The organism is Amycolatopsis sp. cmx-11-12 (assembly GCF_046269425.1).
GTDB lineage: Bacteria > Actinomycetota > Actinomycetes > Mycobacteriales > Pseudonocardiaceae > Amycolatopsis.
Genome location: NZ_JADNQM010000020.1, coordinates 1 through 20,819 on the forward strand (window position 1 = coordinate 1; position 20,819 = coordinate 20,819).

Below are 20,819 nucleotides of genomic sequence, written 5' to 3' on the forward strand. Positions count from 1 at the left end.
CGCCCGCGCCCGCGACCCGCACAGCGCCAGCCAGCGCCCGCGCCCGCGACCCGCACAGCGCCAGCCAGCGCCCGCGCCCGCGACCCGCACAGCGCCAGCCAGCGCCCGCGCCCGCGACCCGCACAGCGCCAGCCAGCGCCCGCGCCCGCGACCCGCACAGCTTGGATTCAGCATGAATTCTCTTTGGATATCTTGCGGTTTTCGATTCACGCCACTTGCGGCCACGTCGTTTATGTGGTTGTCAACACCCATGAGTCATGTTTCTGTATCGTTAGGTTTATCTTGCGCACAAGGAAAAGGCAGAAAGCACTATGCGGCCACTTAGGATCAAAAAAGAAGACTGGAAGGAAAGCTGTGGCGAAGGAGAATGAAGAAGAAGCTGGCTACAGCAGAACAGGACTTGCGGACGGACGGCAGTGCGAGCATCAGATAGCCACCACACCACCCAAGCCGACTGTTCACGTGCCTGCCGGCACCGAAGTCGGGGGACACGGAGGAAGGGGTTGCCCCGCGTTTGGCCTGCAACAAGGCTTTGACGCGCCCCTTCCTCTCTAGTGGGAGTCCGGAAAGGAAGACGGAAAGGAAGGTGGAGAGGAAGGTGGACGGGCGAGAGGTCTATGGGGTTCGCCGCCGACTCCGTGCCGGTTGTACACGCGGCAGAGTGCTGGCCTCGGGTCGTGCTGCAGCTTGCCTCCGCGGCCGCCGCCGCTTCCCGGAATCACACGAATAAGTTCACGTTACGGCGTTCAAAGTATCCGTGAGGAATCAGTCCAGTATAGCGAGGTTGGCACGTGTTGGACAGTCTTCGGAAGCTGGCGGGTCGCAATGATAATCGCGGCTATTTCTGCGTGAGGCGCTGGGTTCGTTTAGCTGGCTTGCCGGTTGGATATGTGATTTCTCGGCTGTTGTAGGACGTCCGCGAGGCTGAGGGTGCTTGGGGCGGGGCGTTGGTCGAGGTTGGCCAGCGATGTGGTGAGCAGGTGCAGGGTGCGTGGGATGCTGTCGTGCTGGCCGAGTCGCGCTTGGAGGCGCATGAGGTCGCGGTAGATCGCCTCGTTGTAGGGGTCAAGGTGGCGGGCTTGTTCCAGCAGAGCGAGTGCCTGTTCGGGGCTGTCGGTTCTGATCTTGCGGATCAGGGTGCTGAGCGCGTCGAGGACGTCGCGGCCGAGTGCTTCGCGGGGCCCGTCGATCCAGTCTGCGGTGATGCCTTCGGCGAGGTCTCCGCGGTACAGCTCGGTGACGCGATTCGCCGCCGCGACGGCCTCTGTTGCCGGGGCTTGGCGGCTGGCGGTGATGGCGTCCTGGAGCCGCCAGAGGTCGGCGGTCAGGATCGTCTGGTCGAGCCGGTAGTGGCTGCCCTGATTGACGATGATGTCGAGGGTGTCGTCGTTGCTTGCCCGGCGAAGGCCGCGGCGTAGCTGGGACAGGGTCGCGTGGAAGCTGTTGTAGGGACGTTCGCCGGGCGCGTCCGGCCAGAGCGCGGCGCTGAGGGTTTCGCGTCGGCACCCGTCACGGTGTAGCGCCAGGTAGACCAGGATCTCGCGTTGCCGCGGAGCGAGAACGTCGATGAGGTCACGGGGTTCGGGGTCCGTTCTGGTCAGGTGCAGCCGGCCGAGCACCTGCAGGTGCAGCGGCGGGGCCGGGGCTGGATCTGTGGCCGGGCGCGACGCGGTCGCCGGGGTGTCGTCGCGCCGGGCGGCCGAGGGGCGCCGGTGGTTGCTGCCCTCCGTCGGGGATGGCTCGGTCGTTTCTGATTCAGCCGGTCCGGGCGGTCCGGTCGTCGGGTACTCGCCGCGGTTGTCGCTGGCGGTCTCCGGCGGTGGGGTCACGGCTGCGGCGTCGGGTGCCGTAGCGAACTCGTACTCGAAGACGGGTGGCTCGGGATTCGCCGTCGTGCTCTCGGCCCGGCTTTGCCGCTGTGTGCCCGGTTCCACGGCGCTGCTGGCGACGGTGTGGTCTCGGATCGGGTCGTCGCTGCCGGGTTCGGCCGCGTGCAGGAGTGCGAGCAGGTCACGGGCGTCGGCGTCCGGCAGTGTGAACAGTCGGGTGCCGGCCAAGTCTTCGCTCAGGGTGGGGCTGGTCGCTTCGACGGTGCCGTCGTCGCGCACGCGCACGGTGCCGCCGGGGTGCCAGGGGCCGAGGAACACGCCAGCCAGACCGAGGTGCGCGCCGTTGTCGAGGACGGCGTGCGCGCGCCGGTTCGTGTCCGCGGTGGGCGTGGCCACCACCACAGCAGGTCCGGTGCCGCCGCCCGAAAACGCTGTGTTCGCTGGTGGGTCGTCCCGCGCGAGGTCGCCGGTGTCGGTGCGGGCGACCAGCTCGGCCTCCAACGTCGCCAGCGCTGCGGGCAGATCATCGACGATGAGCAGCCGGTCCGGGACGGGATCCGCCAGGTCGTGTCCGAAGAGCACGCGGGCGTCGGCGGCGGGCATCACGATCATGGCGTCGAGGCCGTCGCTGGTGGCCTGCGCGAGCAGGGTCATGATCAAGGCCCGTGCGGCGGCATGGGCACCGGGACCGGTGAGTCCCAGTCCCCGCGTGCTGGCGAGGTCGAGCGCGATGGCGTGCCCGTCGCGTACACCGAGCGAAGTGTCCCGAGGCACAGGAAGCACAGCACGGACCGTGGCCTGGGCTCGGTCGCGGGCGTGGATGTCGGCCGGTCGTACGTGGCCAGGTGGCGTGGCCGGATTGTCGTCGGTCAGATGCGGCGCGGCGGTGTCGTGGGCGATCCGCAGCGCGCGGACGACCGGGAGCCCGGCGGGGTCGGCGTCGTCGCGTACGCCGGGGTGGTACCAGCGGCGGCGCCGAAGTCGGACTGTGATCACCGCGAGGGTGATCAGGGCAGCCAGTCCGAGACCGACGAACGCACCTGTCGGCAGTGCGATACCGGTTCCGGGCTGTGCCTCGGTCATGTCCTGCTGTTCTCCCCGAGGTGCGTGCGGCGGGGCGGACTGCTCGGCGGAGGTAGCCGGGCCTTCTGGGGCGGACGCGGGTGTCGGGCTGTTCGGTGGCGTCGCGGGCTGCTCGGATGGTGGTGCCGCCTGGGCGGGAAGGACGAGGTGCCAGCCGGGCAGGATCTGGTCGGGGTGCCGCAGCGCGCGTCCATCAGGTTGGGTGCGGCCGGCGTTGAGGTCAAAGATCGCGGGCCAGACATCCGGGTTGCCGAGTTCGCGTTCAGCGATGGCCGAGAGCGTGTCGGTGGGCTTGACGGTGACGGTGCGCCCGCTCGCTGTGGTGATGTCCGCAGGATGGGGTAAGGCTGCGGCGTCCGGTGGAAATAGCAGCGTCCATCCCGGTTCCAGGTCGCCGGGGCTGTCGGCGAGCAGTGCAGGGTTGAGCCGCACGATCTCGTGGTAGCGGGTGCCACGGCCGAGGTGGCGTTCGGACAAGTCCCACAAGGTGTCGCCGTGCACCACCGTGTAAGGCACAACGTCCTCCGTTCGCGCCGCCGCGGGAGACGACGTGCTCGGGGCGCCGACAGTCCCCCCAGTCTGGTCGGTCGCGGTGTCCGCTGCGGAGACCCGGGCTGCCGTGACGGGGCGTTCGTGGGGCCATGGCGGTGCAGTGACCGCAACCGGTGTTGCCGGGGCCGTCGATGCCCCTGCGGTACCGGCGGAGGTGGCCACGAGAACGGCAGCCACGAGTCCGGCGATCCATCGGCCACGCGGTACTCGGAGCAGCAGACCGCGAGCGGTACGGACGCCGCGCCCGGTCTGGCGGATCACTTCGACGATCACGGAAAGGGTGACTGCCAGCCAGCCTGTCCATGCCACGGCGACGATCAGCCAGATCACGAGGTCGCCGGTGATCCATGCCCAGCGCAGGGTGGACCAGATCCGTTCGGGCCAGTGGTTGATCGGTATCGGGTCTGGCCAGCGGTCGGGCAGAAGGCGAGCAGGATCGGCACCGAGGGCGAAAAGTACACTCGGGATGCCGCCGACGAAGGCGAGCAGAGCCACGGCGGCGAGCGCGCCGCGCACTTGCTGCGCCGCAGGGGAGGTCATGGGAGGCCGCCGTCGCGGGTGCCGACACCGAGCTCGGCCAGCGCGGTCCCGGTGGCCTGGACACTGTGGCTGAGAAGGCCGATGGGCGCAGACTCGGTAACCGTGACTACCACCCGGACCGTGCGGATTCCGGTGACGGTGACCTGGCCGGGATGCCCTGCGCGGGCGAGATAATCGGCCGCGGTGCGGGCGGCCATGGTGGTGTCGATGCCGACGTGCGGGCTGCGGGTGTCCACGGCGGTGTTCGCGGCACGGGCGCCTTCGGCGGCCAGGGCGTCGGCGCGGGCGATGGTCCGCAGGCGGGCGGAGCCATCGACGACCAGGGCGAGCACGAACAGGAGCGCGGGCACGAGGACCGCGATCATCACGGTGATCGACCCGGCGTCGCGTGGCCGTGCCGGGGTGGTCATGGGGTGCCCCGGTACGGATCAGCTGGACTGGTGAACGAACTGGTGATCATGCGGGTCCCTCCGGGAAGTGGCAGGGCGAGATCGTTGAGCGCGACGCGGCACGTGACGCTGGCCGTGACCAGTCCGGCGCGGCCGACGGCGATCTGGCTCGCGTCGACCGACACGCTGGTTTCCTGGCAGGTAATGCCTTCGCGTCCGAGACGGTCGCGAGCCACGGTCGTCCCGGCCTGCTGCGCCGAGTGAGGGCTGCGGGCGATCGACGCGGCGCGTGCAGCCGCGGTGGCGGCGTTGTCGACGGCTTGCTGCGCGGTACTGACACGGGCACCGGCGATGATCAGCAGTCCGACGATGATGACGGCGGGCATGAGTACCGCGGCTTCGACGCTGATGGAACCTGTGTCTGTCCACAATCGACGGATGTGGTGCGCGTGTGTTTGGCGGGTCATGAGCCGCCCCCGGCCAGCGACGTGGTGAAGCGCTCCTTGACTGCCTGGGCTACCACTTCGACCTCGATATCGAGGCCAGGAATCGGCAGCAGCCGGACGGCCGTGCCGGACACCGCGACCTGGACGATGTCGGCGGTCATGGTGGCGTGGACTTCGGGCGTGGTGAGGACTCCGCGGCCGGCACGGTCGGCGAACGACCGTGCGGCCGCGGTCGCGGTGGATTGCGTGGCACCGACTGGCCGTCCAGCGTCCACGCCGACCTGGGCCGCCTGAGAGGCCACAGAGTGCGCATGCCACCACAACCCACCTTGCACGGCCGCGATAATCAGCAGCAACACCAACGGGAACAGCACGGCCAACCCGACTGACTCCGCCCCCCTGTCGTCGCGCACCCGCATTCGGCAGAACTCTCGACAGCGTATCCACCCTGGTCGCTTGTCTGTTCGTCGCGGACGGGCCTGGGTGCTCACGACGCCACTGCCGGGGTGGGCGTGTCGGCGCCGCGTGCGAGCGGAACATCCTGTGATGCGAAGGATTTCGTTTTCGCGGGTATGTTGGGTGCGGCCGGTTTCCGCGCTTGGACACTCTTCGCTTGGCCCATTCCGGCAGGCTTCTTCCCCTTAGAACGGCTAGGTTTGGCGTTGGTGCGCCAGCGGGTGAGCTCGGCGGCGGGTACGTCGGTAAATGCGACTAGCTCGTCGATCTCGATGATGTCGCCGCACTCGGCGAGCACGTCGCCCAGTTCTCGTTCGACGTCGCCGAGTTCCTCCGCGAGCTCAGTGTGGCGCTCTGCCAAGTCGCCGACGCGCCGCGCCGCGGCAGACCTCATCTCGCTCCGGGCAGCGTCGGCTGCTTCGACACGCCGTTCGATCTCCTCAGCGGTAGGCATCGCGGCTCCTTACGCCTCAGGGCTTCTGACTGAAGCTCATTTGATCTGGCCTTGGTAGGTCTGGACGGCGGCGCGGATGGCGAAGCCAAGCCCGATCGCCACGGCGAGTCCGATCGCGACGAGGACCGCCTTTTCCACGGACTCTGATCCGCGGTCTCCGGATGCGCGGGCGCGCGTCCACTGGTCTTCTCCTGTGACGGCGAGGCTGAGCACCCACGCGGCGAGGAACAGCCCGAACTGGGCGCCGCGTCGCCGGACTGTGGTCGCACAGCGCTTGAGATGGCTAAGCATGCGTCTCGTTCTCCTTGCCCGATGAGGTCGTTGGCCTATAAGGCTTATCGGTCGGATTCGCGTTCTCGGCTGCCTCTTCACTGTTGGGCATGTTGATGGTTCGCCCGGCCGGTAGGGGACCTGCTCCGGGCCATTCGGACGGAGGTTGCTCCCACGGGAACGGCCCGGAACGCGTGATATCCCGTGCGGCAGTGACATGGGCGAACACGCTTCGCGGCAATGCGTCCGAGTCCAACGACAACCGGGCGAGGTGGTCCTGTCCCGGAACGGAGGCCAGGGTGTGGCTGGCCCGGGCGGCAAGATCGTGTCGCCGCATTTTCTTTTCCCACGAGCGAGTGAGCACGACGCAACCCCGCACATGCCGGGCTACTTCCCGCAGGCTGGAATCGACGTTGTCGACTGCTCGTTGCGTCTCGGTTACCAAGTCGTCGCCCGTATCGAGTTCGGAGGCGACCTTTTGAGCAAGAGCGCGGGCCTCGCGGCTGCGGTCAAGGAACCCCAAGGCCCGCCACACCACGGCATGGATCTCGCCCGGTAGTGCGGGATCGAGCCAGGCACGCGCCGGACTCCAGTGCAGTTCCTCCAGCCCCGTCAGTAACTCGGCTACCAGTTCACGCGAATCTGCACCCAGGTCATCGAAATCGCGGCGCCGGACGAACTCCCCTCGCCGCAGCCGGAGCCGTGGCACTCCTTCGTGCTCGAACGAGATCTCTCTGGCTGAGTGGCCAAGCAGGCGAAGGACACCCAGCACGACGATCAAGGTCCCCACGCCGATGCCGAACTTCTCGCCGAATCCATCACCGGCGCAGGACAGCTGAATGGCCAGCCCCGCGGCGAATAGTCCTTTGAGGATGGTCGTCGGGCGAACGAGACTGAGGGCTTGCCTTCGCCGCCACTGCCGCGGGGTCATCGCAGGATTGAGCAGCACGGTGGCGTAGCCGTCGGGGAGCACGCAGTCGAGTACCGGCGGCACCGTTACAGGCGCTTCATGGTTGTGCATCAGGCTTCTCCTTCAGCCGGGGCCGATTTCTTTCTCTGGAAAGGAAAGCGGAGGTGGCGACGAGAGTCGTCGCGCTTTTGGCTAGCCCCCTCCTGCCGCCAACCTGATCATGGCGGGGTACATGACCAGGAGCAGGAACGCGACCAGCAGCAGTGCGACGGGGAGCGCGAGGCGTTGGGATCGGGCGTTGGCGTCGGTTTTGTCGGTGGCCAGCGCGGCGGCGCGCAGGGAGCTCGATTTGGCGATCAGGGTGGTGTAGATGGCTGCGCCGTCGGCCGCGGTGGCGAGGATGTCGGCCAGGTCGCTGAGTTCGACGACGCCCATACGTTTCCCCAGCCGGGACAAGGCTTCCCACGGGGTATGACCGGCCTGTGTCGCGCGGCCGAGGGTGCGGCTGATCCGGGCGAACACCCACGAGTCTCCAACTGTGGCGGCCTCGCCCAGTGCCTGGCTGGGGGCGCGGCCGGTGGCGCGTTCCTGCGCGACGAGATCGAGATAGGCGGCGGTGGCGCGACGGAATTCCTCCCGCGCCCGAGCGGCGTCCTCCTGCACGGCCAGGACCGGCACCACCGATCCGGCCGCCGCGCCGGCGATCACGGCCAGCACCACCACCGGGGCGGAAAGGTCGATGCCGCCGAACCAACTAAGCCCGGCCATCACCAACACAGTTCCGGCAGCGGCAGCAGCCCAGGTCAGACGGCGGGCAAGGTAGCGGTCGGCGGTCTGACCGAGGACATCGAGGTCGGTGGCAGGGATACCCCACCAGCGGTTCGACGATCGTCCGGAGACTCCGGCCAGACGTTCGATCCGGGTCGACCAGCGGCTGCGTGGCGACGCTCCGTCAGCACGGCGGGCGGCACGGTCGTCCAGCTCGGCCACCGCGGCGGCCACGTTGACCGGAGCCGGGCGCACCAGCGCCAGCAGCACGCAGACCAGCGCCAACCCGCCCAGCGCGCCCAGCAACGCAGCGGTGATCCCGGGATTCATCGCGGCACCTCCACGTCGACATCGGTGGCAGCGATCGGGGTGCGCTTCGGTTTCGGTGCCCCGGGCGGGATCCTCGAGGCGGCGCCAAGCAGGCGAGCGGGGCGGCGCGTCTGGGTCAGCAGGTGCATCCACCACCCGGCAGCGCCCAGCAGACCACCGATCCCGGCCATCACGAGCTGGCCGAGCAGGTCGTTGAACGGGGTAAGGAACTCGTGCGCGAAGACCACCAGTCCGGCGAGCAGGAGCGCGGTGATGCCCAGGATGGCGCGGACATCGGTACGGGGCTTAGCGCGGTCGGCTTCGATGTCGCGGCGGGCGACGACCTCGCGTTCCAGGGCGGTGGCCTTGCTGTCGAGAATGTCGACCAGTCCACGTCCGCCCGCGCGGGCGCGCAGGATCAGCGCGAGCACGACTTCGTCGGCGGCTTCGTCACCCACATCCTCGGCGAAAGCGCGGAGCGCGGCCTCCAGGCCCCGCGTCCGCAAACGAACCGCCAGGGTTTCGATCTCGCCGCTCAGTGCTTCGGGGGCGGTGCGGGCGGAGGTGGCGATCGCTTGCTCCAGTCCCCCGGCGCCGGAGGCCAGGACATCGGCGAGACGCCGGACCCAGCTGGCAAGGGCGTCCAACCTCGCGATCACGCGGCGGGCGTCGTGTCCGCGGACCAGGATCGGCACCGTCAGCGCCGCGGCGACGGTCAGGACGATGGCGACCGGCCAGCCGGTGCCCCACCACACGACACCACCCGCGGCGACCGCGACGACGACCCGCCGCCGCGGTACCCGTGCCACGAACGTCTTCCAGCTCGTCCTGCGCGCCGTGACCGGTGTCGTCGACCGCGCGGCGGGTGGGAGGAAGGCGACGACGGCGCAGGCGATCGCCGCTACCGCGGCGACGCCGAGCACGCCGGCCCATACGCCCGTCATCGCCCGCCCCCGCCCGGCAGCTCGGTGGTCTGCCAGGTGTCGGCTCCGGCGGTGTCGAGCATGTGGCGGTCGAACCCGTGCCTTGTCAAGCGCTCCAGCAGATCACGGCTCGGTGGGTAGGCCGGGACAGCGCGGCCGTCTTCCGGGCGTGGGGCGAAGATCCTGGTGGTGTCCGGTCGACCGGAATCGCCGACCGGGCCGACCTCGATGATCTCGGTGACGAACCGCTGCCTGCGCCGCCCACCAGCCGTGTCGTGGTCAGCGCGGGCGACGTGCACAACGAGGTCGATCGCCGAGGCAGTCCACTGGTGAGCTGCCTCGATCGCCAACGGTGGATCAGCGAGCTGCCCGAGCGCGCCGATCCGGTCGAACACCGCCGAGGCGCTCGTGGCGTGCAGGGTGCACATACCGCCCGTGGCGCCGTTCCCGAGAGCGCGCAGCATCGCGGTCACTTCCCCGGCCCGAACCTCCCCGACGATCACACGGCTCGGCGAATGCCGCAGCGTCTGCTTCAGCAGATCGTCCAAAGAGATCTCCCCGATCCCCTCCGAGTTCGCCGGACGAGCCTCCAGCGGTGTGACCAAGGGACGTGCGCCGATGTGCAGACCGAGCTCGTACTCCTCCTCCACCGTGACAACGTGCTCGTAGTCCGGGATCTCCGCGCACAACGCGCGCAGCAACGTCGTCTTGCCCGCCGCCGGGCCACCGGACACGATCACGTTGCAGCCCGCCCGTACCACCGACCGCAAGAACGCCACGAGCAGCGGATCGAGCGTGCCGTTGGCCACGAGATCGGTCAGGCCGACGTCGACCAGCCGGTGGCGGCGGATCGCCACTCGCGGCCGGTCGGACACCTCCATCACCGCGGCCACCCGAGCCCCCAACGGGCCACCCGCGCCGATCCGCAGGTTCCCCAGCGGGCGGCCGGCGTTGAACTCCCGGGAAGTCTGGCCCTGGCGGGCGAACATCGCCGCCAACATCTCCACCAGATCGGCGTCGGTGTCGGCCACCGGGTGCGGCCACTGCTCGACCGTGCCGTCCGCCAGCTCCAGCAGGATCCGGTCACAGCCGTGCACGTGAATGTTCTCGACATCGTCGCGTTCCAACAGCTCCTCCAAGGCACCCAGCCCGGACAGCGCCGCGACGACTGCCCGGGTCAGCCGGCGTTCGTCGGCAACGGGCAGCGGCGCGTGTCCGGCGGTCGCGCGGCGTTGCACCCAGCCGGCGACCTCGTCGGCCACGTAGGCACGCATCCGCGTCTGCTGCTCCTCGACCGTCGGCGGTGTGTCCATATGAGACTCGCCTGCGGCGACGCGTTCCAGCCGGGCAGCGACCGCTTCACGGATCTCCCGGACAGCACCGGGATCGACGTTCCCCGTCTGCACGCCGTCCCGCGGCAGCGGTGCACGCGGTATCGCTGTCGCCGCTCCCGCCGAGTTGCTCCGCGGTGGCGGCAACAGAGCTGGATACGGCGCGACCGCCGAATCAGCTACAGGGCGAAAGGCGTTGCTCGGCACCGTCATCGTGCACCTCCGGAAAGCAGACGAGCCGAAGGAGACACGGCCGGAACGCGCGGTTCACTCGGCGCGTAGGCGTGATAGGTGCCGTGCAGGCGTCGCGCCACACGGCGCGCGCTGCGCAGCAGTGGCGACCGGTTAGGAAGAGCTCCTCCGTCGATCCCGTCGGAAAACACCGCCGCCGTCCGCGCGGCCATCGGGACTTCCACCGCGGCCTCCCGTCCCAGCGCCACCCGGACTTCGCGGGTGCCCGCGGGCGTTGTCGCGCACACGGCCAGCCCCAGCCGTTGCGGCAGAATCCGCTCGGCGAGCTCGGCCAGGACAGGGCGTGCGGCCAGCACATGCCGCTGCGTCGGGCGCACCGCCACCAGCACGAGATCCGCCGCGAGCAGCACCGGCCACGGCGTCGCCGAACTGAAACGGCCAAGGTCGACCAGCGCATCAGCCGGATGCCCGGCCACGGTCTTGAACGCGGCCAACGCCACGGTCAGGCGGGTCCATCCGGCCGTGCCGACCGCGGCGTGCTGGCCCGGCGTACTCAGCCCGGCCAGCAGGCCGACATGCCGCGCCGGAGGCACCGCCTGCACGTGCTCGATCAGCGACACCGGATCCCCGGACGTCGCGTGCCGGGTCGCGACGAAATGCGACAACACACCGACATCAGTACGGAGAAACCCGTTCACCACCCAATGCCCCAGCCAGCCCAGTGCCAAGTCACCCCCGGCGGGGTCGCAGTCGGCCAGCAGCACCGGCGCCGGCCACGCCGCCGCCAACGCGGCCAGCGTCGTCGTCCCGCCGGGCGACCCCTTGCCCGAGACGATCGCGATCATCGCCATCTCGCTCATCACTCCTTCAGAAGCTGCTTTCTCTTCACGCGCCCGGCCCGAGCTGGACCACGACGACCTGCCCCGCAGAGGCGCTGGTCGCGGTGTGGGCGGCGTCAGCGCCGACGACGACATCGACCGTGACCGTTCCGGTGGAGTCCGGCGGGCCGACACCGAGCACCCGCGCACGGAACGGACCGGACGTGCTCGCCGGAGCCTGCCCCACGTCCGGCCCGTTGCTGGCCGCGATCGGGGTGACCTGCACCAGATCCCCCGCCGACAGGCCACGGGCCGGTAGATGGCCCGGCCGAACGGGAAGCCCCACCAGTAACTCGCCTGGCCCCGGGATCGGCTGCCCGGACAATTGCCCAGGCGCCAGTACCGTCCCCGCGGGTAGGCTCGACCGCGCGACCTGCCCCACGACCCTGGCTTTGTCACCGACCGGAATAACGGCCAGCGGCTGGTCCGGCACTGCCTTGACCACACCGAGATCGCCCTCTCCGATCGTCTGCCCCCAGCTCACCTCACGGGTAAGCGCGAGGACATCGACACGGTCGTCCTGCCCCGTGATCAGGGCGTAGTTGCCGAACGCGACGACCACGGCCAGCACGACCGCGACCCCCAAGAGCCACCAGCGCCGTCGCCGTGGCACCCGCGGCGGCTCGTCGTCCCCGAGTTGTTCGGCGAACGCCGAGTCGCTGCCGTGCGCTCTCGGTGGGCGCGAAAAAGACAAAGCGGTACCCATTGCGGTATTCCTCCACAATTCTTGATTGCGGCTTAACGACGTCTAGAATGCCGTCAATTTCTTTCGCAGAGCGCGGTTCTACTTCGCGCGCAGGGCCTGAACCTCGGCGACGGCGAACGTCGCTCTCGCCCGGGACTGCATCAGCGGAAAGTCGCCGCCGACGGAACCGGTCCCGTCCGAGCCGATCCAGCTCACCGACCACTGGATCGCCCACTCCGCGGTGGTCTGATCGTTCGGCTGCCCGACCGAACTGCGGGTGTACACGAAACCGCAATCAGGGCTGGCGGCATGCAACCCGCGCGAACGGTCATACGGCGTCCCTGGTCCCGAACAGGCCATCGACCCGCCGGACCCCGAGTTGAACGTCATTCCCACCGGTGTCGCGGTTACTTCGGCCCATACCAGGCCGGCCTGTACCCGCTCGACCGCCGCTTTCCACACGCTTCGATCAGTCCAGATCCAGGTGTTCTCCCCGACAATCGTGGCGCTCCGGCCATCGGGCAACCGCACGTCCGGTGAGTGCCGAGGAACCGGCAACGGCAACTGCAGCTGCTCGAATGCGCGCGCAGCAAGTTCCGCCGGAGTCGGCAAAGGCGGAGCCACCGGTCCACCTGAAGCCGCGAGTTCGTCGACAGGCAGCGAAGGAAGACAACGGATCCCGAACGCACTGCCACCTGCACGACCGACACCAGGTGAACCACCAACGCCGAAACCGCCGAGCGAACAACCGGCAGGAAGCCCGTCCGACGGCGCCTGTTCTCCGTTACCTGCTGCCGCCCGCCGGTCCTGACCCGATGGTCTCCTTCCGGGTCCGCCTGGCCGGACAGGTGCCTGACCTCCTTGGTCTAACGCCCGCATGTCAATGCGTGGCGGAGCGTACTGACCGAACTGATCCGTGTTGTTAGGGACGACAATGACCTGGCCGTCGTCCTGCGGACTCGGCTGGCCAGTCACCGCCCGGACCGGCGCTGCGGCATGTCCAACCGTGCCACCTACAACAACGACCACCCCTGCCGCATAGGCAACTGCGTTCCGAATTCCCATCAGCACGGCCCGCCTGGGTAGTCGAGCTGTGACACTTTCCATCGCCCGTCCGCAGTATCGCGAACCATCTGGGCGTGAATTGGGATACGAGGTGATCCGACGGTCTTGCGGTCACCTGTAGTCGCATCGGCTTGCCCCGAGCGAGATCCGTCCTGGCAGTCCTGCACGGTAGCCCGATCTCCGCGGACGTCAACATTATTGATTCGCGTAGTGACATCCCCATACGGCTTAACCCCAACCAGCTTGTTTCGGCGCATGGCTTCCAGGGTCGTTGACAGTTGCGGGTCTACCGCCAGTGCGGCCATTGCTTCCCGCCACGTGTCCTCCGGAGAATTCGGCACAGCCAGCGACCGCGGCCAAAACTCGGTATATGCCGCTTCGACTGCCTGCCGCTGCTCTTGACCGGATGACGGCAGCGTCGTGGGCACCTGTGTTGGTGCCGACAACGTGGGCGCGGTCGACGATGTCGGCGCGCCGTCGCCTCCACACCCGGCGGAGACAAGGATGACCATGCCGCTCGAGACGAGGGTTAGCCAACAACGCGGGCCGAGGTTGCTCACAGATTCCTCCCCTAGTGCTTCCGATGCCGAGCCAGACCTCGCCAGCACGGTCACAAGAATGTCTATGCCATGAGGACGCTCGCCAGCGCTCCGCCGAGCAGCGACGGTCCAGCAGCGAACGTGGAATTCACGCTCTTGGACGACACCGCGACAACGAGGGCAACCGCTGCGGTAAGTCCGGTGGCGATCAGCAGGCCCCGCAGCAGGGCGTCCCATCCGAACCAACCGAGGAACAACGCGAGCGCGCCGTACAGCGCTGTATCGCCTCCGCCGGTGTGGTCCGGCATGCAGAGCTGGAGCAGAGACGCGAGGCCAAACGCCACCACAGCGGCCGCGCAGGTGAAACCGAACCTCGACCATGCCCCGTCCACGATCGCGACGCCGACGAAGACCACGGCACAACCGCCCGCCAACGTCGTCACCACCGGAAACGGAAGTCGTCGACACCGGAGATCCGTGAGCGCGAGACCGACGCCGAGCGCGCAGACCCAGCACCATGCCAACCAGGTCGGCGTCGTGCCCAGCCGAAGCCACCCGATCCAGCTCGCTGCCACCGTCGCGGCCGACATCGTGGCAGCGACCACGAACCGTGGCCGGTTCCCGGTCACCAGCTCCGTGTTCGTCGTCCGCTCCGCGACGGAGAGCATCACCGGGCCCGCAACGAAGCTCCCGGCTCCGACTGCGTATTCCAAGATCGGCACTGGCGACGCTCCCCTGCGAAGCGCGCGGACTTGAGCGAATCGTCATGGCCACGCCTCCTTGCCTGTGGTGGCGACCGGCTTGGTTCGGTGTGCTCGCCGCTTCCGGACCCAGCCGGCCACCTGTTACTTCCGTTCCGGCGCTGAACGTCCGGACAATCCGGTTTTAGCTGGTCAACCCCGACTATCCGCAAGGTAAGTACCGACTGATCCTGGGCTCACCAGGGCGATCTTCACCCGAATGGTCGACGTAAATCCCGATTGAATTGCGCTGGCGCAAGTTCGTCCGTGGTAGGCAATGGTCGTGACCAGTGATTGGGACGTCCCCTACCGCCAGAGTCTTCATGAGGCGCTGGCCATGCTGAACGGTCAATGGACCGTTGCCATGCTGTCATCCCTTGCGCTCGGGGAGCGCCGTTACACGGACCTCAAGGCGGAGGTGAACGAGGCTGAAGCACGTGTCGGATGGGTGTCTCATCCAAAACCGGTCACGCCGAAGGTACTGGGGAGCACGCTGAAACGCGCGCAAGAGAACGGTTTGATCGCCCGCCGCTCCGAGGGCGATCAAATGGGCAACAGCGTCTGGTACCGGCTTACTCCCAAGGGGAAGGAACTGCTGCGAGCGCTCCGGCCGCTGGCTAGCTGGGCCCAGCAGAACCGCGACAGCTTGAAAGCCGATACCTCAGACGACGACATGTGATCAGGTTTCGCTCCTCATCATGCGGACCTGGTTCCGCCCGCTGTCCTTTGCGGCGTATAGAGCCAGGTCGGCAGCAAGGAGTACTTCCTCGAGGCTCGCCCCGACATCCGGGAACACAGCGGCGCCGATCGACGCGCTGACCGGCTGGTGCAGTCCCGCTGCTTGGTCGTGCACCCCATCGACGCGTACCTTGAGGATGGCCTCACGAGTTCGGTTGGCGAGCCCTTCCAACTCGTCCGGAGTTACACCGGGAACCAGAACGACGAACTCTTCGCCACCAAATCGACCGCAGTAGTCTTCGCCGGCGATGTCCTGGAGGACCTGTCCGACGGCTCGTAGCGCTCGGTCTCCTGCAAGATGGCCGAAGTTGTTGTTTATGCGACGAAAGTGATCAAGATCGATCATCAGGATCCCGATCCGCGCGCTATTGCGTCGAGCCCGCGCGAGCTCGGCCTTGGCAAGCGCGTGCCAAGCCAGTGAATTGAGCAAGCCGGTCTTCGGGTCGATGGTGGCCGCATGCTCGAACTGCTTGATCAGGGCCGAACGGTGCAGTCCGTACAACGGTACGAAGATCACCATCACCAGTGCGGGGTGAACGCTGAGCAAGATAGCGGTCGCGACACCCATGAACAGGGTCGCGAGTTCGAGCACGTTCTCGTTGAACTCGCCGAGCAGCCTCGTCAGTGTCCTGTCCGAGCGCACGATCGCGATGGCGACCGCGGCGATCAGGGAGTTGACGGCGAAGTACACGACGACGACCGCGACGCACACCGGTGCGTCCGCGAAGTCGGACTCGTGCGTCATGGGCACCAGTTGCATTCGCTGGGCGAACCACCCGGCAACTTGGCAGGACAGGATCACGTTGGCCGCGTTGAACGCGAACCTTGAGGCGAAGGTCCCGGCAACGTCGCGCGAGCAACGGAGCCAGAGGTGGACGTAGAGCACGACTGCGAGGACGGCCGCGAGAGCCGGGGGCAGGAGGAGAGCGCCAGCGAGTGTCCAGACTGACGAGAAATTGACGTGTGGTGTGTCCGCGAAGCGTCGGCGACGCCGTTCAACGCTGCGCGCTGCTTCGGCCGCGATTAGCCCGAAGGCCATCACGAACAGGCAGGCGCGGAAGTCTGCCCGCGTGGGCGGATCAAGAGCCGCGCTGATGCCGACCGCGGCAATTGCGGCCAACTCGATGAACACGACGAACCCGCGCGCGTACAGAGAGTGAGACCAGACAGACCAACCGACACGTCCGTTCGGGCTATGCCCATGCGCGCTGCGTGACCTTACCGGCATACTGACCTCACTTCCGTTCCTATGGAGGAGGAGCCGGTCCCCGAAGTCGCCGCTTCCTGGCCGGTGCCTCCTCCTGCTGCCGGACGTCCCGGGAGGAGGCCACGATGCGTAACAAGGAAGTCTGATGGTCTTCGTACGCCCTTCTCAGCCTGTGCAGGCTCGTCCTCGGTGACGCGAGCTCGCCGAGGACGAGCCAGCTTCCAGGCAGCGCCGACGGCAACGACCAGGACTGTGGCTAGCGCCCCAGCGACAGCGACGGTGTACGTCGGCCCGATGAGTTCGGCCACCATCCCGCCGCCCAAGATCGCCACCCCCTGGCCGGCGTAGACGGTGGTGCTGAACCTGCCCATGACCGCGCCGCGCCGCGAATCCGGCACGATGGCGACGATCATGGGTTGGAGGCGGATCAGGTAGATCGTCGAGAAGGCGCCGGACACCGCCCACAACACGATCGACCAACCGATTCCCGGCAAGAATGCGCAGGCGATGAGCGGTACCCCCGCCAACGCCGCCGGTAGCACGACAGCCCGACGGGCCGGGATCGTCGACGTGCCGGTCTTGGCTGCCCACCAAGCTCCAATGACGCTGCCGACAGGATCGGCAGCCATCAGCAGACCGATCGCGACTGAGCCGGCTCCAAGAGCTCCCGCGTACGGGGCGGCAAGGCCTTCGGGCACCACGAAAAGCCCTATCAACGCCCCCAATATGAACGGCACGACCAACCTGAGATCGATGCCGCGGCGCTGCACCTCGACGCCGCCTTCCTCGTCCGCGCGTTCCTTCGCCGCTCTGCTTGGTTGAACTCCTGCCGCGATGATCAGCGCGCTCAGCCCAAAGGTGGCGGCATCGACGACAAGCGCACTTGACGGGCTGAGCACTCCGACAAGAATGCCGCCGAGCCCGAACCCAGCCACCTGTGCGATCTGGACAGTCATCTGACGAAGCGCTAGACCAGCTTGGTATCGATCCTCGCCGAGCACGTTCGGCAAGAGCGCGAGTTGAGCCGCCTTGAACGGCGCCGACACCATGGTCAGCAGACCGATCAATGCCCAAAGCACCCATAGCGGCACACCTGGCACGGCCATCGCCGCGGCCAACCCCGCACGTACCAGATCGGTCAGCACGAGGACGCGCTTACGCGGGAACTTGTCGGCCAGTCCCGAGAGCAGAAACCCGCCGAGAACGGCAGGAACGAACGTCAGCGCGTAGGTCAACGCGGTGAGCGCGGCTGACGACGTCCGGTCGAAGACGAGAACCGCGAGAGCAACCCTCGCGAGTTGATCGCCGAGTATCGAGACGGCCTCAGCTGACCACAGCGCACGAAACTCGCCAACTCTCAACGAGTCGGCAAAACCCACCCCTCCCACACCCCGCACTTGGCCTCCCACCACGCGGTTGTGACGATCCAGTCGCCATGAAGGCGTCACACGTCTGGACCAGCCACGGTATGCCCGGAGAGTCGCCGAATGGATACCTTCCGCCGATGTTCACCCAATCGCACGTACGGTGTCACTCAACGTGAGTGTCCGAGTGAACCGGTCACAATGGACCGGCGTTCCCGAGCTGAACGGGCGTGCAACCTCATCCGGCCGGTTCGGCAAGTGCAGGGCCCCCGACCATAGCGGCTCGAACACGCGACCGCTTTGCGGCCCTGCCGACCCACAAAGCACTGTTGATCTCGGCGAGCTCTTCGGCCAACCCACGGCATGACCTGCAGTGAGCAAGGTGCACCTCGACTTGTCTGGCCTCCCGCGCATCAAGACCGTCTCGGGTCCACGCGCCAAGGCGTTCAACCGAGGGCCGGCACAACTTCGGGTGGCCATCTGTCAAATGAACCTGGAGGTAAGCCTGACGAAGACCTTCCCTCGCCCGGTAAGCCAAAGCCGATACGCCGTTGGCCGTAAGGCCAAATTCGCGTGCGATATCCGCTGGCGCCTTGCCATCGACTTCAGTGTTCCAGAGCACGGCCTGCCAGCGCTCAGGTAGCCGGGCGAACGCCTTCGCCGCAAAGCTCCGTTCCAGACTGTTGATCACCGTATCGTTAAAGGGCGCGCTTGCGAGCGCATGATCGACTACTGATGTGATGCTCCCGGACAACTGGACCTTTCGATCCTTTCGCATCTTGTCGTAGGCTGTGTGACGGAGCGCGGCAAGCAGGTACGGACGAAGGGCGGAGTCCGGACCTCTGCCCTTGCAAAGCATGCGGAGCACCTTGTCGAACGCCTCCGCGACCAGATCATCAGCCTCCATGGTCGAGCGGGATAACTGGCGCGCCAGGTTGCGAGCCGAAGCGACATGTCGCTCGTACAGTTCGCCATACGCGGCAACGTTTCCATTCCGTACGGCTACGATCAGCCGGGAGTCCTGTCCCTGAGTTTCGCCGATCGGCGCGACGGCACGCGACTGGACGTTCTGATCGTTCTCGTCACCGTATGACTCAAGTGCCTGTCGAACTGGCGAACAACCCGACGCACGCGACGCAACCACACCAGCTCGTCGTTGCTCGACAGCTCGCGTTGTCTCGTTCCGCGAGTTGCCGGGGCGCATACAGCGAACACGCCCGGTCCAACCACCCGGCTCTCCAAGCTGACCCACCACCTGTACACCCCGATTCCTGGTTACCTCAAAGAGACTGCGGACGTGCGTGCACATAGATTCGCTAGCAGGTAAGCGAATCCTTAGCCTCAGTGGCGGCGCTCACAACGTTCCCCTGAAAGTTCGTGTCGCCCTGACACTGGAAAATGGTCAAGCAATGAAGCAGCGAACGCTGGAAAAAGGACAGTCATGGCGCGCACACAGCACAATGGACATAAGGTGTTCGGGACTGGAGGTCGCTGCTCCCAGATCTCTTCGATGGGAAGCCCACATAGGCCGAAATATTCATTGTCCGGCCAGACGACGTGGACGCGACCCGCGTAGCGGTCCGCGGTCCCGCCCTGCTGGTTGATGCCCCAGTAAAGCAAGGGATTCGCCTGCGCCTGCCGCATGGTTCACCGAACCCACGCAGTCCGGCTTGCGACAGTGTCCCGAAGGCGGAGTGCTCGGCCGGTCATGGTGCTTCGACCGCTCGACGACGAGTGACTATATGCCGGGGACTGCGCGACCGGGCGACGGCGTGCTCAACACCCTGGGAGGCAAGGGAAGAACCCACCGTCGTCTGCGATGTCTCGGGGGTTGGGCGCGATGGCAGTTGCTGACGGCATCGCAGGATCCGACGCCACTCAGCCACATACCACCAACCGACACCGGCTCCGACCACGCAGCCCGCCATGAGAAGAAGCGCCGCGGCGATCGCCAACCCAGACCCCCACGATGATTCAGCAGGGGCTCGTACGGCACTGGGGGCGAGCATGATCCTCGCAGCGGCGATGCAAAGTTGTGCTTTCATCGCAATGCGCTCCTTCGAAGTCTATCGGCCAAACCACCTTCACTGCCCGCCGAGGCGGAGCAGGTTCAAATCTCAACTTCGCTGTCTTGGATCAGCTCGCCCAGCCGTGTTAGTGATTGATCCTCCGACAGGGCAGACTGCTCGATATCGGCGAGCACGTGCTTGTAGTAGCTCACGTCCTCCTCGTTTTCAAGAACAAGGGTGGCTAGCGGAGTCCTAATTCTCACACTGGCAGGAAGAGAATCAGATTCGAATATGGTCACGGCTCCATGCTGCGCAACCATTGTCGCCGACAGTGGAATGATCCTAACGTGTGTCCGGGATGTCATCGCCAGGAATTCCAGATGGCGCAGTTGTTTCTGCATGATATCTGATACACCAGCGAACCCATGGATACAACGCTCGTCAATGAAGAAGGTCGCGCGGGCGAGAGTGCTCTCAGCGAAGGCCCATTGTTGTTTCAGCCGCGCTTGCACTCGCGACTTGACCAGGCCACCAGGTTCCGTCGAGCCCAACGCCAGGAAGGCTCTGATGGTGGACTCCTCATGCAAGAGTTCAGGCACCCCGGCGGGGTCGTACATCGCAAGAGAGTCCGCTTCCAGCTCCAGTTTGTGCAGGCAGTCGAGTTGCTCAGATTGCCCCGGGCCATGCCTCCAGAGGTAGTAGCCATCCGGCGCCGTACGAAATAGGCTCATGAGTTCGGAGAATTCGCCTGGCGTGGCCCTGATCAAGCCCAGGAGGCGCGGACACTCATCGAGTACGGGGAGCCGGTATCCGTGTTCGATTCGGGACATTTTCGAAGGCTCCCAACCAGCCATCTCCGCCACATATACGGCCTGAATACCGGCGCGACGCCGGATACGCCGGATCTCCGTTCCGATGACGCGGCTCATCTGGCTTGCCGTTTCACGTGTCATTGCTGACCACTCCTGCTGCTGTGGCGGAATCCCGCCGGTGGTTGCGATGGGCGACAAACACGGTGAACTCGTAGCCGCATTTGTCGAGCCGACTGACTACGTCTGCGACTTCTGGCGTGACCCAGCTCGGGCACCCGCTCACGTCGACCGCCAGTCGCAATGGAAAGCAGCACCCTCCGGGAGGTTACG

19 protein-coding genes are annotated in these 20,819 nt (G+C 66.8%); 1 reads left to right on the plus strand and 18 read right to left on the minus strand.

The genetic code is table 11. The features are described 5' to 3' along the window. Positions 1–866: 866 nt before the first annotated feature. The 14 genes from ACLARN_RS25325 to ACLARN_RS25390 form a co-directional block, all read right to left on the minus strand. Positions 867–4,004 carry a BTAD domain-containing putative transcriptional regulator gene (locus ACLARN_RS25325; RefSeq protein WP_409493945.1) on the minus strand — a complete coding sequence of 1,046 codons (3,138 nt, stop codon included), beginning with the start codon at positions 4,002–4,004 and terminating at the stop codon, positions 867–869. After that, entirely contained in the window at positions 4,001–4,414 is a 414-nt protein-coding gene (locus ACLARN_RS25330; RefSeq protein WP_409493946.1) for a hypothetical protein, read from the minus strand. Before ACLARN_RS25330 ends, ACLARN_RS25325 begins: the two co-directional genes overlap by 4 nt. Beyond that, positions 4,411–4,860 (minus strand): TadE/TadG family type IV pilus assembly protein, encoded by a 450-nt coding sequence (locus ACLARN_RS25335; RefSeq protein ID WP_409493947.1) that lies wholly within the window; start codon positions 4,858–4,860, stop codon positions 4,411–4,413. Before ACLARN_RS25335 ends, ACLARN_RS25330 begins: the two co-directional genes overlap by 4 nt. Further along, positions 4,857–5,219, minus strand: coding sequence for a TadE family protein (locus ACLARN_RS25340; RefSeq protein WP_409493948.1), 363 nt, complete (start codon positions 5,217–5,219; stop codon positions 4,857–4,859). Before ACLARN_RS25340 ends, ACLARN_RS25335 begins: the two co-directional genes overlap by 4 nt. Positions 5,220–5,326: 107 nt before the next feature. Beyond that, on the minus strand, positions 5,327–5,749 hold the full coding sequence (locus ACLARN_RS25345; protein ID WP_409493949.1) for a hypothetical protein: 423 nt from the start codon (positions 5,747–5,749) through the stop codon (positions 5,327–5,329). Between the two features lie 36 nt (positions 5,750–5,785). Continuing rightward, on the minus strand, positions 5,786–6,040 hold the full coding sequence (locus tag ACLARN_RS25350; protein WP_409493950.1) for a hypothetical protein: 255 nt from the start codon (positions 6,038–6,040) through the stop codon (positions 5,786–5,788). After that, positions 6,033–7,040, minus strand: a complete 1,008-nt coding sequence (locus ACLARN_RS25355) for a hypothetical protein (protein WP_409493951.1) — start codon at positions 7,038–7,040, stop codon at positions 6,033–6,035. The genes ACLARN_RS25350 and ACLARN_RS25355 overlap by 8 nt, the downstream gene beginning before the upstream one ends. An 81-nt stretch (positions 7,041–7,121) precedes the next feature. Then, positions 7,122–8,027: a type II secretion system F family protein gene (locus tag ACLARN_RS25360; RefSeq protein ID WP_409493952.1), complete on the minus strand. Its 906-nt coding sequence runs from the start codon at positions 8,025–8,027 to the stop codon at positions 7,122–7,124. Continuing rightward, positions 8,024–8,950, minus strand: a complete 927-nt coding sequence (locus tag ACLARN_RS25365; RefSeq protein ID WP_409493953.1) for a type II secretion system F family protein — start codon at positions 8,948–8,950, stop codon at positions 8,024–8,026. Before ACLARN_RS25365 ends, ACLARN_RS25360 begins: the two co-directional genes overlap by 4 nt. Continuing rightward, positions 8,947–10,473 carry a CpaF family protein gene (locus tag ACLARN_RS25370; RefSeq protein WP_409493954.1) on the minus strand — a complete coding sequence of 509 codons (1,527 nt, stop codon included), beginning with the start codon at positions 10,471–10,473 and terminating at the stop codon, positions 8,947–8,949. The genes ACLARN_RS25365 and ACLARN_RS25370 overlap by 4 nt, the downstream gene beginning before the upstream one ends. Next, positions 10,470–11,312 (minus strand): hypothetical protein, encoded by an 843-nt coding sequence (locus ACLARN_RS25375; protein ID WP_409493955.1) that lies wholly within the window; start codon positions 11,310–11,312, stop codon positions 10,470–10,472. Before ACLARN_RS25375 ends, ACLARN_RS25370 begins: the two co-directional genes overlap by 4 nt. Positions 11,313–11,337: 25 nt before the next feature. After that, positions 11,338–12,036: an SAF domain-containing protein gene (locus tag ACLARN_RS25380; RefSeq protein ID WP_409493956.1), complete on the minus strand. Its 699-nt coding sequence runs from the start codon at positions 12,034–12,036 to the stop codon at positions 11,338–11,340. Positions 12,037–12,114: 78 nt separating this feature from the next. Next, positions 12,115–12,405 carry a hypothetical protein gene (locus ACLARN_RS25385; RefSeq protein ID WP_409493957.1) on the minus strand — a complete coding sequence of 97 codons (291 nt, stop codon included), beginning with the start codon at positions 12,403–12,405 and terminating at the stop codon, positions 12,115–12,117. Positions 12,406–13,702: 1,297 nt separating this feature from the next. Next, positions 13,703–14,341 carry a methyltransferase gene (locus ACLARN_RS25390; protein WP_409493958.1) on the minus strand — a complete coding sequence of 213 codons (639 nt, stop codon included), beginning with the start codon at positions 14,339–14,341 and terminating at the stop codon, positions 13,703–13,705. Positions 14,342–14,642: 301 nt separating this feature from the next. On the opposite strand from ACLARN_RS25390, the gene ACLARN_RS25395 reads away from it, so the two are divergent. Then, positions 14,643–15,038 carry a winged helix-turn-helix transcriptional regulator gene (locus ACLARN_RS25395; protein WP_409493959.1) on the plus strand — a complete coding sequence of 132 codons (396 nt, stop codon included), beginning with the start codon at positions 14,643–14,645 and terminating at the stop codon, positions 15,036–15,038. Here the strand turns inward: ACLARN_RS25395 and ACLARN_RS25400 are convergent, their stop codons facing one another. The 4 genes from ACLARN_RS25400 to ACLARN_RS25415 form a co-directional block, all read right to left on the minus strand. Continuing rightward, the gene (locus ACLARN_RS25400) at positions 15,039–16,229 is read right to left on the minus strand and encodes a GGDEF domain-containing protein (protein ID WP_409493960.1); all 1,191 of its coding nucleotides are present in this window, start codon (positions 16,227–16,229) and stop codon (positions 15,039–15,041) included. 86 nt (positions 16,230–16,315) lie between these two features. After that, on the minus strand, positions 16,316–17,683 hold the full coding sequence (locus ACLARN_RS25405; RefSeq protein WP_409493961.1) for an MFS transporter: 1,368 nt from the start codon (positions 17,681–17,683) through the stop codon (positions 16,316–16,318). A 223-nt stretch (positions 17,684–17,906) separates the two neighbouring features. Then, positions 17,907–18,812, minus strand: coding sequence for a sigma-70 family RNA polymerase sigma factor (locus ACLARN_RS25410; RefSeq protein WP_409493962.1), 906 nt, complete (start codon positions 18,810–18,812; stop codon positions 17,907–17,909). A 966-nt stretch (positions 18,813–19,778) separates the two neighbouring features. After that, positions 19,779–20,630 carry a DUF5753 domain-containing protein gene (locus tag ACLARN_RS25415; RefSeq protein WP_409493963.1) on the minus strand — a complete coding sequence of 284 codons (852 nt, stop codon included), beginning with the start codon at positions 20,628–20,630 and terminating at the stop codon, positions 19,779–19,781. Positions 20,631–20,819: the final 189 nt, after the last annotated feature.